At 48.8% G+C, this 14,687-nt stretch carries 12 protein-coding genes and 4 tRNA genes; all 16 read left to right on the forward strand.

What is annotated here, in order from left to right:
- The first annotated feature begins 6 nt into the window (after positions 1 to 6).
- Entirely contained in the window at positions 7 to 615 is a 609-nt protein-coding gene (locus KDM87_RS13230; protein WP_212679509.1) for a TorD/DmsD family molecular chaperone, read from the forward strand.
- Positions 616 to 886: 271 nt separating this feature from the next.
- Positions 887 to 1,078 (forward strand): hypothetical protein, encoded by a 192-nt coding sequence (locus KDM87_RS13235; protein WP_212679510.1) that lies wholly within the window; start codon positions 887 to 889, stop codon positions 1,076 to 1,078.
- Positions 1,079 to 1,093: 15 nt separating this feature from the next.
- On the forward strand, positions 1,094 to 4,054 hold the full coding sequence (locus KDM87_RS13240; RefSeq protein ID WP_212679511.1) for a formate dehydrogenase subunit alpha: 2,961 nt from the start codon (positions 1,094 to 1,096) through the stop codon (positions 4,052 to 4,054).
- A 17-nt stretch (positions 4,055 to 4,071) separates the two neighbouring features.
- Complete coding sequence (fdh3B, locus tag KDM87_RS13245) at positions 4,072 to 4,707, forward strand: formate dehydrogenase FDH3 subunit beta (RefSeq protein WP_190480087.1); 636 nt, start codon at positions 4,072 to 4,074, stop codon at positions 4,705 to 4,707.
- A gap of 3 nt (positions 4,708 to 4,710) precedes the next feature.
- The gene (locus tag KDM87_RS13250) at positions 4,711 to 4,944 is read left to right on the forward strand and encodes a hypothetical protein (protein WP_212679512.1); all 234 of its coding nucleotides are present in this window, start codon (positions 4,711 to 4,713) and stop codon (positions 4,942 to 4,944) included.
- A gap of 14 nt (positions 4,945 to 4,958) precedes the next feature.
- The gene (locus tag KDM87_RS13255) at positions 4,959 to 6,098 is read left to right on the forward strand and encodes a formate dehydrogenase subunit gamma (RefSeq protein WP_212679513.1); all 1,140 of its coding nucleotides are present in this window, start codon (positions 4,959 to 4,961) and stop codon (positions 6,096 to 6,098) included.
- A gap of 17 nt (positions 6,099 to 6,115) precedes the next feature.
- Positions 6,116 to 6,475, forward strand: coding sequence for a hypothetical protein (locus KDM87_RS13260; protein WP_230407764.1), 360 nt, complete (start codon positions 6,116 to 6,118; stop codon positions 6,473 to 6,475).
- A gap of 138 nt (positions 6,476 to 6,613) precedes the next feature.
- The gene (locus KDM87_RS13265) at positions 6,614 to 7,477 is read left to right on the forward strand and encodes a formate dehydrogenase accessory sulfurtransferase FdhD (RefSeq protein ID WP_230407765.1); all 864 of its coding nucleotides are present in this window, start codon (positions 6,614 to 6,616) and stop codon (positions 7,475 to 7,477) included.
- 154 nt (positions 7,478 to 7,631) lie between these two features.
- Positions 7,632 to 9,032, forward strand: coding sequence for a glutamate--tRNA ligase (gene gltX, locus KDM87_RS13270; RefSeq protein ID WP_212679514.1), 1,401 nt, complete (start codon positions 7,632 to 7,634; stop codon positions 9,030 to 9,032).
- Positions 9,033 to 9,104: 72 nt separating this feature from the next.
- Positions 9,105 to 9,180, forward strand: a tRNA-Ala gene (locus KDM87_RS13275).
- A gap of 47 nt (positions 9,181 to 9,227) precedes the next feature.
- A tRNA-Glu gene (locus KDM87_RS13280) sits at positions 9,228 to 9,303 on the forward strand.
- 69 nt (positions 9,304 to 9,372) lie between these two features.
- Positions 9,373 to 9,448 (forward strand) — tRNA-Glu (locus KDM87_RS13285).
- A gap of 58 nt (positions 9,449 to 9,506) precedes the next feature.
- Positions 9,507 to 9,582: transfer RNA gene (locus tag KDM87_RS13290), tRNA-Glu, on the forward strand.
- 852 nt (positions 9,583 to 10,434) lie between these two features.
- The gene (locus KDM87_RS13295) at positions 10,435 to 12,126 is read left to right on the forward strand and encodes a class I SAM-dependent DNA methyltransferase (RefSeq protein WP_212679515.1); all 1,692 of its coding nucleotides are present in this window, start codon (positions 10,435 to 10,437) and stop codon (positions 12,124 to 12,126) included.
- Entirely contained in the window at positions 12,116 to 13,528 is a 1,413-nt protein-coding gene (locus tag KDM87_RS13300; protein WP_212679516.1) for a restriction endonuclease subunit S, read from the forward strand. Before KDM87_RS13295 ends, KDM87_RS13300 begins: the two co-directional genes overlap by 11 nt.
- Positions 13,518 to 14,681, forward strand: coding sequence for an SIR2 family protein (locus tag KDM87_RS13305; protein ID WP_212679517.1), 1,164 nt, complete (start codon positions 13,518 to 13,520; stop codon positions 14,679 to 14,681). Before KDM87_RS13300 ends, KDM87_RS13305 begins: the two co-directional genes overlap by 11 nt.
- The last annotated feature ends 6 nt before the right edge of the window (positions 14,682 to 14,687 follow it).

A 14,687-nucleotide genomic window follows, 5' to 3' on the forward strand; every position in this document is an offset into this window, starting at 1 on the left:
CAGAAAATGGAAACACAGATTAAATTTGAAACTGCCGATCAGGGTGAGGAAACGGCGCGGGCGGATTTGTACGGCCTACTTGCCACTTTGTTATATGTACCGCCATCAAAGGATTTACTCTTGGTACTGAGTAGTGCTGAAACCAATGGTGAGGGTGTGTTGGGTGAAGCCTGGACGCATTTCATAGAGACAGCAAGAAAGTCCGAAGCAGAATTGGTTAGGGATGAATATGAACAGCTTTTTGTCGGCACAGGAAAGCCTGAAGTGTTGCTGTACGGTTCGTATTACCTCAGTGGTTTTTTGATGGAAAAGCCGTTGGCAGCGTTGCGGACCGATTTGCAAAATCTGGGTCTGGAGCGTGCCGAGCATATTGTCGAGTCTGAAGATCATATTGCCTCACTGTGCGAGGTGATGCGTTACCTGATTGCGTCAGACGACATTTTGCAAGCCAATCTGGCGACACAAAAACAGTTTTTTGCAACACATATGCAAAGCTGGGTGGGAACAATGTGCGATGCAATTATTACGCATCCGCAGGCTACTTTTTATGCCAGCCTGGCGCAGTTAGCAAAAATTTTCTTTGACGTGGAAATGCAATCTTTTGACATGGAATAAGGGTTACTACTTATTTTTTTGATGTAATCAAAAGTTTTTGTTCTGCAATTGTTAAATAGTATTAAATATTGATTTTCCTGTCAGGAATCTTTTTTTTGAATAGAGTAGACTGCTAGAAGTTCGGAGACGCGCGCACTTGATTTCTTCCTTTTCAGAGAGGAAATAAGCTGCGAAACAGGTATGAGTGTTTTTATCATGCCGGTTTCAGCGATCAATTCTTGATCGCCTTTCAATCAGTCTCCAGGTTTAGTTGTCGACATCGGAGACGAACATGGATCAAAAAATTAAACGCCGTAGCTTGCTGGGTGGTTTAGGTGTGGCCGCCGCAGGCTTATTTGCGCTGAAAGCGGCGCCAGTGGTACAGGAAAAAATCGAAACGCTGGCAGCTCCAGCAGAGCCTGAAGGCACAGGCTATCGCCTGACCGAGCACGTGAAGAAATACTACCGTACCACCACTATTTAATTCTGAGGTGAAGATATGTTGTTAACTCGTAAAGGTGACGCTGCGTCGCGCGCACAAACACGTTTTTCATCCGGACTTGCGGAGTCGCTCGCACGTGCACTGCCGACCATGGATAGACGTGGCTTTTTGAAGCGTTCTGGTATTGGCGTTGGTGCTGGTATTGCGGCATCGCAATTAGGGCTGATAAAAAAAGCAAAAGCTTCCGTATCTGGTGCTGCATCTGGTGGAAAAATTGAAGTGCGCCGCACAGTTTGCACGCACTGTTCCGTTGGCTGTGCCGTCGATGCGGTTGTTGAGAATGGCGTCTGGGTCAGACAAAATCCGGTCTTTGATTCACCTATTAACCTTGGCGCGCATTGCGCGAAAGGTGCTGCCTTGCGTGAGCATGGTCATGGTGAATATCGTCTGAAATACCCGATGAAGCTGGTTAACGGCAAGTATCAGCGTATCAGTTGGGATCAGGCATTGACTGAAATTGCTGACAAGTTGCTTGATATTAAAAAGACGTCTGGTCCTGATTCGACGTTCTTTGTCGGTTCATCGAAACACAATAACGAGCAGGCAATGTTGTTGCGTAAGTTTGTGTCTTTTTACGGCACAAATAATACCGATCATCAGGCACGTATCTGTCACTCCACCACTGTTGCAGGTGTTTCGAATACCTGGGGCTATGGTGCTATGACCAATAGTTACAATGATATGCAGAATGCGAAAGCGGCGCTGTATATCGGGTCGAACGCGGCGGAAGCGCATCCGGTGTCGATGCTGCATTTGCTGCATGCGAAAGAGAACGGCTGCAAAGTCATCGTAGTCGATCCGCGTTACACACGTACAGCGGCAAAATCGAATCAATATATCCGTATTCGCTCCGGCTCAGATATTCCATTTTTATACGGCATGATGTATCACATCTTCAAAAATGGCTGGGAAGATAAGCAGTACATTCATGACCGTGTTTACGGGATGGAGAAAATTAAAGAAGAAGCGCTGAAATGGACGCCGGAAAAAGTAGAAGAGGCTTGCGGCGTACCTGAAGATCAGGTTTATAAGGCAGCTGAAACGATGGCCATGAATCGCCCATCGACAGTGGTCTGGTGTATGGGACAGACTCAGCATACGATAGGTAATGCGATCGTACGCGCTTCTTGTCTGTTGCAACTGGTGCTCGGTAACATCGGTAAATCCGGTGGCGGTACAAATATTTTCCGTGGTCACGATAACGTGCAGGGCGCGACAGACGTCGGCCCGAACCCTGATTCACTGCCGGGCTATTTCGGTCTGGCAACGGGTGCCTGGAAACACTGGTGTAACGTCTGGGGCGTCGATTACGAATGGGTCAAGAAGCAGTTCGCTTCTCAGGCGATGATGGAAAAGTCGGGCACGACGGTATCGCGCTGGATTGATGCGGTTCTTGAAAAGAATGAACTGATCGATCAGGAGAACAACGTCAAGGCGATGGTATTCTGGGGTCACGCTCCGAACTCTCAGACGCGCGGCCTGGAAATGAAAAAGGCATTCGATAAGCTCGATATGCTGGTCGTGATTGATCCTTATCCATCGGCTACGGCTGCGATGGCGGCGATGAAGACGGAAGATCAGCAACTCAATCCTAAGCGTCAGGTATATCTGTTACCGGCAGCAACGCAGTTTGAAACATCGGGCTCGGTCACTGCATCGAACCGTTCGATTCAATGGCGCGAAAAAGTCATTGAACCACTGTTCGAGTCCCGCACTGACCACATGATCATGTATCAACTGGCAGAAAAACTCGGGTTTGCAAAAGAGCTGGTGGCGAAGCTGAAAATGGTGCCGGGTAAAGGCGGCATGATGGAGCCAGAACCAGAATCCATGCTGCAAGAGATCAATCGCGGAACCTGGACGATAGGTTATACCGGTCAGTCTCCTGAGCGTTTAAAAGCGCATATGCGCAATATGCATTTGTTTGACGTGAAAACGCTCAAATGCAAAGGCGGTAAAGACCCGGTCAGTGGTTACGATATGACGGGTGATTACTTCGGTCTGCCGTGGCCTTGTTATGGCACGCCAGAACTCAAGCATCCGGGCTCTCCTAATTTGTACGATACCTCCAAGCACGTCATGGATGGTGGCGGTAATTTCCGTGCGAACTTCGGTGTTGAGCGCGAAGGCGTCAGTTTGCTGGCAGAAGATGGCTCTCATTCTCTCGGTGCTGAGATTACTACTGGTTATCCGGAATTTGATCACGTCCTGCTGAAAAAACTGGGCTGGTGGGATGATCTGACCGAGGCAGAAAAGAAAGCAGCAGAAGGCAAAAACTGGAAAACTGACTTGTCCGGCGGTATTCAGCGCGTGGTCATGAAAGTGCATGGCTGCCATCCTTTCGGTAATGCGAAGGCACGGGCGATCGTCTGGAATTTCCCTGATCCTGTGCCTCAGCACCGCGAACCTTTGTTTGGTACGCGTCCTGATCTGGTTGCGAAATATCCGACTCACGATGACAAGAAAGCGTTCTGGCGTATGCCGACGCTGTACAAGTCTGTGCAGCAGAAAAACGTCGAAGCAAAACTGTACGAAAAATTCCCTATCATCCTTACCTCCGGACGTCTGGTGGAATACGAAGGTGGTGGTGAGGAAACACGTTCCAATCCGTGGCTCGCTGAATTGCAACAAGAAAACTTTGTTGAACTCAATCCAAAAGCAGCGGCTGACCGCGGTATCCGTAATGGCGAATATGTGATTGTTTCGACGCCAACCGGTGCGCGCATCAAAGTCAGAGCGTTGGTAACGCCACGTGTGGCTGAAGATACGGCGTTTATTCCTTTCCACTTCTCAGGCTGGTGGCAGGGCAAGGATATGAAAGAATTTTATCCGGAAGGTGCGATGCCGATCGTGCGCGGTGAGGCAGTGAACACTGCAACGACTTATGGTTACGATTCGGTCACGATGATGCAAGAAACCAAGACCACGATTTGTAATATCGAACGGTTTGCAGCGTAATTTCACAGGAGAAAAAAATGGCAAGAATGAAATTTATCTGTGATGCAGAGCGCTGTATCGAATGCAATAGCTGCGTGACAGCATGTAAGAACGAACATGAAGTACCGTGGGGTGTTAATCGCCGCCGCGTGGTGACCGTCAACGATGGCGTTATTGGACAGGAAAAATCGATTTCCGTCGCATGTATGCACTGCTCTGACGCACCTTGTATGGCGGTGTGTCCGGTTGATTGTTTTTACCGCACCGATGAAGGCGTGGTTTTACACAATAAAGACATCTGCATTGGTTGCGGCTATTGTTCTTATGCCTGCCCGTTCGGTGCGCCGCAGTTCCCATCAAACGGAACTTTTGGTTTGCGCGGAAAAATGGACAAATGTACTTTCTGCTCCGGCGGACCAGAAGAAGATGGTTCGGAAAAAGAGTTTGAAAAATATGGTCGTAATCGCCTGGCTGAAGGTAAGTTGCCTTTATGCGCGGAGATGTGTTCGACCAAGGCGCTGCTCGGTGGCGACGGCGATGTGATCGCAGACATCTTCCGTAACCGCGTGGTTAAGCGTGGTAAGGGCAGTGAAGTCTGGGGTTGGGGCACCGCTTATGGCAAGGGCAATAATCCAGAGGCGAAACCTGAGTTGCAGCCGGCCACGGAGAAATAAATCATGAAAAAAACAGTGATGATAATTTCAGGTTTGCTTGCGCTGATGAGTTTGTCCGCCTGTGGCGAACGTGATCAGGCAACTACAACCAAGCGTGGTCTGGTCGATGAAAAGGCATGGAAGGGGGCGCACAACGAGTTCGTTGTGAAAGAGTGGACTCCCGGCGATAAAACGGCGTGGGAAAACCAGATCCGTGCCCGTAATCAATACCAGAACGAGTATGTCAAAACCAATTAAACCAAGGAGTTGACATGAGATCTTTGATTCTTTCGCTGACCTTGGCACTGACAGCAACACTGGCATCTGCACAGAATGCCGGGCAAGCTGCAGCACCGGCAAATGCGGCGGCAGCGACGGCACCGGCAGAAAAACTGCCAGGTGTTGAGTCGGTCGATATCCTGAAACAAAATCAGGCAGAGCGCACGCAAACACAACCCGGCAATCTCGCGCCGACATATCGTCTGGTGGCGGATGGCACCAAACATTATTCGAGCTTGCCAGCGCTGGAAGCTGGCGTGCTGATACAGGGGAAAACGCAATTTCCCGGTCAGGCACGGGCGACGACAGCAGGTGAGGCATGGCGTCAATATAGAAATGGCCCGCTGACGATGATCGGCGGTGGCATTTTGCTGGCGGCGTTAGTCGCAGTGGCTGCGATGTATCTGACTCGCGGTCAGATTCGTCTCGATGGCCCGCGCACCGGTCGCCTGATTGAGCGTTTCACACCGACTGAGCGTACGCTGCACTGGAGTATGGCGTTGAGCTTCGTTGCTCTGGCAAGCTCCGGTATTGTGATGCTGTTTGGTAAGCACATATTGTTGCCATTCTTTGGCTTGACGCTGTTCGGCTGGCTGGCATTTTTATGCAAGAACATTCATAACTTTGTCGGCCCGATATTCACGGTGTCCATCATTCTGTTTTTTATTAAATTTGCCCGCGATAATTTACCGTCGGCATCGGATATTAAATGGATGGCGAAACTGGGCGGTTTGCTCAGCGGCGCCCATGTGAGTTCGCATCGTTTCAACGCCGGTGAAAAAATTATTTTCTGGGGCGGCGTGGTTGGCCTCGGTCTGATTGTCAGTGCATCTGGCTTTGTGCTCGATAAACTGGTGCCAGGATTTGAATATAGCCGCGCTTACATGCAGATTGCCAGCGTTGTGCACATCGCTGCGGCGATGCTGGCAGCCGGTATGGTGATTGGTCACATCTATCTCGGTACGATAGGGATGGAAGGTGCGTATGAATCCATGCGTACCGGCTATGTCGATGACGTCTGGGCGAAAGAGCATCACGATCTCTGGTATGCCGATATCGAGCAAGGAAAAATTCCGCGTGTGCGCAGTGCGACGGCGACAGCGGAATCCAAAGTAGCCGTGGTCAACGCCTAGTTGAGTGGGAGAAGAAAATGAAATCTAAGAATTTATTGTCGGTGACATCGGTGTGCGTAGCGTTGTTGAGCAGCTTATTTGCAACGGCCAGCTTCGCTAAATTGCCGGAACCGACACCGGAAGCAAAAGCGAAGGCGGCTGAAGCCAAGGCAAAAACAGCCTGGTCAGATAAAGTAGCTGCGTATCAGCTATGCAAATCGCAAGACAAAGTGGCAGCGGCTTATCTGAAGGGAAAAGACGCCAAAGCGGTGGTGGCAACACCTGCGTGCACTGATCCTGGTCCGTATGTGCCGGAAGTCGCCGCTGCTCCTGTCGCTGCGTCCGCGGTTGCTGCGACAGCACCCGCAAGCAAGATGCCGGTAGCAATCAAGAAGTAAGTTCTGTCCCGTAAAATACACATACTCCCCCCTTAAAATGGCGTTTTACCCTTAATCTCCTTATAGATATTGGGCTGCCAAATATACTCCGGGGGAGTATATTTTCATCGATTTATGCCCTCCTGGCCGGAAAACATCATGCCTGACTCTCCGTATATGCCAGAGCTGTCCAGATCCTCAGTCGCGCTGACCAAAGAAGTGCAGGTCACCGATGAGCGTGGTCGCGTTAATCTGATCTCCATTCCCGCTGAACGCCCATTAACCGTTTATCTTGATAAGCGTGAACTGGTGACGCTGATGACCATGGGCGGCAATCCGGAAGCGTTGGTGCTGGGCTACCTGCGCAATCAACGTCTGCTGCGCCAGATCACCGATATCGCGTCAGTACAGGTGGATTGGGAAGTGTCTGCTGCGGCTGTCACCACGCATACCGGCGTCACCGATATTGAAGAGCGCACCTCGAAACGTGTCGTGACGACGGGTTGTGGTCAGGGTACGGTGTTTGGCGGCCTGATGGATGAGGTTGACCAGATTGTGTTACCGGATGATGCCCGTATCCGCCAGTCGGCACTATACAAAATTATCGATACGATCCGCACTCAGCAGTCGGTGTATAAAAAAGCCGGCTCGGTGCATGGTTGCGCCTTATTTTCAAATCAGGGCGAACTTTTATATTTTGTCGAAGACGTTGGTCGTCACAATGCCGTTGATGCGATCGCTGGAAAAATGTGGCTGGATCGGGTTGATGGCGGCGACAAAATTTTTTACAGCACAGGTCGCCTGACATCTGAAATGGTGATTAAAGGAGCGCAGATGGGTATCCCCATTTTATTGTCGCGTTCCGGAACCACTGAGATGGGGCACCAGGTTGCATCGCAGATAGGCATGAGCCTGTTTTCCCGTTGCACAGGACGACATTTTCTCTTGCTGACGCATCCGCAGCGTCTTGAGTTCGAGCCAGAGTTGTTTGCTGAAACAACGCCCGCTTCAGTTTCTGCCTGAGCCCTCACACCTTCGGTTCATTTTTTGAACCGCTGCATGGCCGCAGCCGGTATCCTCGCTGCGCTGAAAACGGTAAAATGCTGCTTTTAACTTTACCCGCATACTGGTGCGGCTTCTGCCACAGGCAGGCGCTGCACGTGGTGCAATTCATCTCATGACTGTCGTCCGTACCCGTTTTGCTCCCAGCCCGACTGGCTATCTTCACGTTGGCGGTGCCCGTACCGCTTTGTTCAGCTGGGCGTTTGCGCGCCATCATGGCGGCACTTTTGTCTTGCGCATTGAAGATACCGATCTTGAACGCTCCACGCCAGAAGCGGTGCAGGCGATTCTGGACGGCATGAACTGGCTTGGTCTGCAGCATGATGAAGGTCCGTTTTATCAGATGCAGCGCATGGAACGCTATCGTTCAGTCCTGGCGGAAATGCTGGCCAATGGCACAGCCTATTATTGCTATTCCTCACCCGAAGAAGTCGAGGCGATGCGTGAGCGTCAGCGTGCAGCTGGCGATAAGCCGCGTTACGACGGTACATGGCGTCCGGAAGCCGGTAAAACGCTGCCAGCGATACCGGCAGACCGTAAGCCAGTGATCCGTTTTAAAAATCCGCTGGATGGCGAAGTCAGCTGGAATGACGTCGTCAAGGGAACGATCACGATCAGCAATAAAGAGCTGGACGATCTGGTCATTGCACGTCCAGATGGCACGCCAACTTATAATTTCTGCGTCGCAGTGGATGACTGGGATATGCAGATTACCCACGTCATTCGTGGCGATGACCATGTGAATAACACACCGCGTCAGATCAATATTCTGAATGCGCTCGGTGCGACGCTGCCGCAATACGGGCATGTTCCTATGATTCTGGGCACGGATGGACAAAAGTTGTCCAAGCGCCGCGATGCCGTCAGCGTGATGGATTACTTCGACAAGGGTTACCTTCCAGAGGCCATGCTGAACTATCTGGCGCGCCTGGGCTGGAGTCACGGCGATGACGAATTGTTCTCTATGGAGCAAATGTGCAGCTGGTTTGATCTGACCCATTTATCCGGTTCGGCGGCGCAGTTTAATCCTGAAAAACTGGCCTGGATTAATAACCACTACATCAAAGCCGCTGATAATCAGCGTCTTGCTGATTTAATTCGTCCGCAGATGGAAAAAGATGGCGCCGTGTTTGCTAATGCACCAGCCTTAACGGCCGTGATCGCCTTGCTGAAAGAGCGCGCGAATACCACGGTAGAGCTGGGGCAGGCAGCGATGCTGTTTTATCGCCAGCCAGCGGCGGATGCTGCTTTGTTGACACAGCATGTGACTACTGCAGTAACGCCAGCATTGCGCCAATACGCGGAAGCTTGCAAAACAGTCGAATGGAATAAAGCCGCGTTGTCTGCTGCGCTGAAACAGGTGCTGGCAGATCATGCGCTGAAGATGCCGCAACTCGCGATGCCATTACGTTTGCTGTTAACCGGGCAGTTGCAGACGCCATCAATTGATGCCGTTGTCGAATTGTTTGGTCGCGAAGTTGTTTTGCAGCGTCTTGCTGTGATCGCTGCTGATTAATCGATAGTGAGAGTGGGTGAGGGCTTTACAATAAAGCGTTCATCCCCTATAATCTCGCTTCTATTCTGTGTCGGGGGTATAGCTCAGCTGGGAGAGCGCTTGCATGGCATGCAAGAGGTCAGCGGTTCGATCCCGCTTACCTCCACCAAAAAGTGCACTGCCACCAGGCAGTATGCGAAACAGAAGATACTTGCTGTCCCCATCGTCTAGAGGCCTAGGACATCACCCTTTCACGGTGAGTACAGGGGTTCGAATCCCCTTGGGGACGCCAATAAATTTAATCGTGTTTATTGTGGGCAGCAAGTAAAGCAGTACAAGGTCAGTAACAAGGACAGAATATGTCCCCATCGTCTAGAGGCCTAGGACATCACCCTTTCACGGTGAGTACAGGGGTTCGAATCCCCTTGGGGACGCCAGCTTTAAATCCACTTGCTGTTGTCAGGTAAGTGCAGGTCAGTAACAAGGACAGAATATGTCCCCATCGTCTAGAGGCCTAGGACATCACCCTTTCACGGTGAGTACAGGGGTTCGAATCCCCTTGGGGACGCCAGGTTGATATGAGTGATTAATTTTAATGCGGAATTAATTGCTTCTATAAAAAATAAACCGAGGTACATCGACGAGATCCATCGTTCGTGTACCTCGGTTTTTTTATGCTCGAATAAAAAGTGCGGCTATACGAAGTTTCAACACTTCATCGATGCCTCGCTGTGACTTAGCCTAATCATCAACAATCGACAACAAACGGCTGGTTCCGTTGCAGTCGTCCCATCCCCTCCGATGCGCATTGTCACTTCAAGAAAAATCTACATTGAAGTTAGCATACGCGCGATTTAAACGTAGCAAAAAAGTCGTCACACGCCATCTCTGTTAATTCAACGAGAATATTGAGCGTGCACGACTATCGCTCGCTAATCCCAGAAGAGCTGGTTGAGCACAAATCGCTGATTCACGAGGGCGCCACCCAGAGTGCTGCCATATTTTATGCGAAAGGCATGACGCCGTTTGATGATGACGTTGCTTTTTCTGAGGCGGACGGGCTGCTTATTAGCCCAAGGTGGTCCCATTTTGAGCGTTTTAGAATTGGCATGATGTCTGCTCAAAGATGTTCAGACGACTAAATAAAAAAGATCCAGCAGTAATATTGCTGGGTCTTTTTGCAATTTAAATCTCTACGATATATAAGTCAGCTTAAGTCTTTTTATTTGAAAACTCAGCGCAGATAAACCTGGTGCATCTGGCTAGATGGCAAATCCCCGGTGTTTTTTATAAATCAATGCTAGGTAATGATAATTCGTGTTCTGATTTGTGGTCTGATCGTCTATGATTATCAGCTTATAAATGACATGCACTTATCTCTGTGCGGGCATTGCTGAAAACCCTGCTGTGACGGAAGAATCAGATGACAGATCAACACGAACAAGAATTTCTCAATAACTTAGAAAAAAAACTCTGGACCAGCGCCAATAAATTACTGCCCTCGCTCGACGCCGCCCAATACAAGCATGTGATGTTGGGCTTGGTATTTTTGAAGTATGTGTCGGATGCCTTTGATATTCGCCGCGATGAATTGCGCGCGCAGTTTGCCAACCCAGACCATGAATATTTTCTCGATCCTGCCGACTTCGATGGTGGCGCCGAAGGCGAAGACTATCAAGCGGAAGTGGCTGTCGAATTGGAAGTGCGCGACTACTACTTAGAAACCAATACCTTCTGGGTGCCGCCCGTGGCGCGTTGGCAGTTTTTGCGTGACAACAATAAAGTCGTGATTGGTGGTGCTGAACTGCCCGTGCACATCAAAGGCGAGACCAAGCACATTAAGATTAGCTCGATTGGGCATCTGATTGATTACGCACTCGAAGCGATTGAGATTGATAATCAAAAGCTCAAAGGTGTTCTCAACAAGCGCTATACCCAACTGCAAATTGATCAAGCCAAACTCGGTGAGTTAATCGACTTGATTTCTACAATCCCTTTCAAACACGAATCGCTATCAAGCAAAGATATTCTCGGCCATGTGTACGAATACTTCCTCGGCCAATTCGCTTTAGCCGAAGGTAAAAAAGGCGGGCAGTTCTACACGCCGAAAGCCATTGTCAGCCTCATCGTGCAAATGCTCGAACCCTACAAAGGCCGCGTGTATGACCCTGCTATGGGCTCGGGTGGTTTCTTTGTGCAGTCAGAACAATTCATCACCGCCCACAAAGGCAAGATTGGCGATGTCTCCATCTACGGCCAAGAATACAACCACACCACCTGGCAGCTCGCTGCCATGAACATGGCAATTCGCGGTATCGATTTTAATTTTGGTAAAGAGCCCGCCAACACCTACACCAACGATCAGCATCCCGACTTGCGTGCCGATTTTGTGATGGCCAATCCGCCCTTCAACATGAAGGAATGGGATAGCGGCGTCGATGATAATGACCCGCGCTGGGTCTACGGTCGCCCACCATCAGGCAATGCCAACTACGCGTGGTTGCAGCACATGCTTTACCACCTCGCTCCCAATGGCAGCATGGGTTTGTTGCTGGCCAATGGCTCCATGAGTTCAAACACCAGCGGTGAAGGCGATATTCGCAAAGCTTTAGTTGAAAACGATTTGGTCGAATGTATGGTGGCCTTACCAGGACAACTCTTCACCAACACACAAATCCCCGCTTGTATTTGGTTCCTCACAAAAAACAAAAACGCCCGCACCGCAGCCAGTGGCCGTCAACTCATCGACCGCAGAAACAAAGTGCTCTTCATCGACGCTCGCAATCTCGGCTATATGAAAGACCGCGTCCTGCGCGACTTCACGCAAGAAGATCTCAACAAAATTTGCGATGTCTACCACGCATGGCAAACAGGTAAAGACTACGCAGATCAAAAAGGATTTTGTTCTAGCGCGAATCTAGCAGACATACAAAAACACGACTACGTACTGACTCCAGGACGTTATATCGGTGCGAAAGATGTGGCGGATGATGGCGAAGCTTTTGCCGACAAAATGGCGCGTTTGACTGCGCGGTTGAAAATGCAGTTTGAAGACAGTGATCGTTTGGAAGTGGAGATTAAGAAGAACTTGGCGGGGTTGGGTTATGAGTTCTGAGTGGAAAGAAATGACCTTAGGTGACGTTACCCAATGGCATTCCGGTGGAACACCAAAGAAAGACGTTGCCAAATATTGGAATGGAGATATTCCTTGGATTTCAGCAAATTCAATGCATGGAACAAGATTCTATGATTCTGAACTCAAAATTACTTCTGATGGCTTAAATAACGGATCTCGATTAGCGAGCAAGGATTCTGTTCTGTTGTTGGTACGAGGAGGTGCATTGCATAACCGTCTGCCCGTCGGCATCGCAATGAGAGATGTCGCATTTAATCAAGATGTGAAATCATTAGTTGCCGATCCAAAAATTCTTTCGTCATGGTACTTGTTGTATTGGCTTGTTGGAAACGAAAGATACTTACTGGACTCAATTGTTGAAGAAACTGGTATCGGTGCAGGTAAATTGGATACGAAAAGAATGCAATCGCTCCCAATTCGTATTCCTACGATATCCACTCAGAATCAAATTGTGAAAGTGTTTAAAAGTATCGATGACAAAATCGAACTCAACCGCCAAGCCAACCAAACCCTAGAACAAATCGCACAAGCCCTCTTCAAAAGCTGGTTTGTCGATTTCGAACCCACACGCGCCAAGATCGCCGCCAAAGAAGCGGGCGCATCGCCTAAAGAAATCGAACGCGCCGCCATGTGCGCCATCAGCGGCAAAACCCCAGACCAACTAACCCAACTACCACCAGAAACCCAACAAAACCTAAAAACCACCGCAGCCCTATTCCCAGATGCTTTGGTGGATTCGGCATTGGGGAATGTGCCAGAGGGATGGGAGGTCAAAGAAGTAAAACAGTTAGCGGAAAAAATTTCCAAAGGAACGACACCGACTAAATCTGATGAAGCTACTGCGCGAGACGAGAAAACCATTCCTTTTTTGAAGGTACGAGACATCTCTGATCTAGGTGAAGTTTCAAGAACGGATTTAGATAAAATTTCTGAATCTGTCCACACAGGCTCCCTGAAGCGTTCTATTTTATTGACTAATGATTTGCTTTTTTCGATCGCTGGTACGATTGGGCGAGTCGCACTAGTTGAGGAAGATTTAAACAACAGCAACTGCAATCAAGCACTCGCCTATATTCGACTGAAAGAAACCGATAAGCATTTGGAACTATGTCGACTCTATTTGAGGAGTCCAATGATTCAAGAGGAAGTTGCTTCGAAAGTCGTTCAAGGTGTACAGGCTAACTTTAGCCTTACGGCACTTGGTGAGATTAAACTTCTGATTCTAAATAATGTTTTGTTAGAAGTTTTTGAAGTTCAAGTTGGTACGCTTTGTAAACAACAACGTATTCTGAGTGCCCAGAGTAGGCGCTTAGCTGAAATGCGCGACACGTTGTTACCAAAGTTGCTGTCTGGGGAAATAGAGGTGTCGAATGTCGATTGAAAAAGTAAAAAAGAGCACTGAGTTAATTGAAACGGTCGAACGTTTTTTACAAACAGGGTACGAGGCAAATCAACAGTTCAATGAAGCAATTGATGGCGAAGAGCCACTTATAGTCAGAAGCATTAAGGAACCTGACAATGAATATCGCTACGACGCCAGCGAAATTCTTTACTGGGTTGATCGAAATGCTTACTGGGATGAATTCGATAGTTGGAATGGCGAGCAAATCAAAGACAAGTATTCGGTTTGCATTAAATTTATTAAGGAAACTGACCAAGCTGCGGTTTTTCTAGATCTTGTCGCGCTTATTCGCAAGAAAAAAATTGCGCCATTTTTGGGGGCTGGCGTTTCTCGCGCTGCGGGATACCCATTATGGGGCGAAGCCTTGCAATCACTTTGCAAAAAAATCACCAGTATTGACGAGACTACTTTTCAAGCGCTACTTAAGGACACCAAATATCTAGAGGCGGCACAAGCCATCGCAGATGCCTCACAGGTTCAGTTAAATAACTATGTCCAAACTACGTTTCGTACTAAGTTTGAAAACGAAGAGGATCGTGAGCAGATTCCACGAATATTTAAACACCTTTACAGACTCGCTAACGGCTGCATCATTACCACCAATTTTGATCCGCTTATTGAAGAGACGTTTAAATTGAAAGGCGCTCCGTTGACCGACGCATATATGTATGGTCTGCAAGCGGGCAATAATTTTGTCCAAAGACTGCTAAAGGGTGATCGCTGCATCTTGAAGTTACATGGCGATGCAAGTCAATCTTCGTCTTATGTATTTACAGCAGAGCAGTATCAAAACGCTTACGGCGATCCTATCGATTTTAGTAAGCAACTGCCCCGCGCTTTACGCCAAATTTATATTTCAAATTCTTTGCTTTTTCTAGGTTGCTCATTAAATCAAGATAAAACGCTTGAGCTATTTCAGCAGGTAAAAACGAGTGCAGAGTTCGATATACCTGAGCATTTCGCGTTCTTACCTGACACTAATGAACCGTCCGAAAGACAAGCTACCGAGGAACGATTGTTGATGTTGAACATTCGTCCAATCTGGTACTCTAGCGACAATTACCATGCATTGCTTCCGTTGCTTGTTGAGTTAGCGATTGATATCTCTGAGCATCGCCTGAACCTCAAATAAACAGAA

It is taken from the genome of Cognatundibacterium rivi, assembly GCF_018139565.1.
In the GTDB taxonomy this organism is placed as follows: Bacteria; Pseudomonadota; Gammaproteobacteria; order Burkholderiales; family Burkholderiaceae_D; genus Undibacterium; species Undibacterium rivi.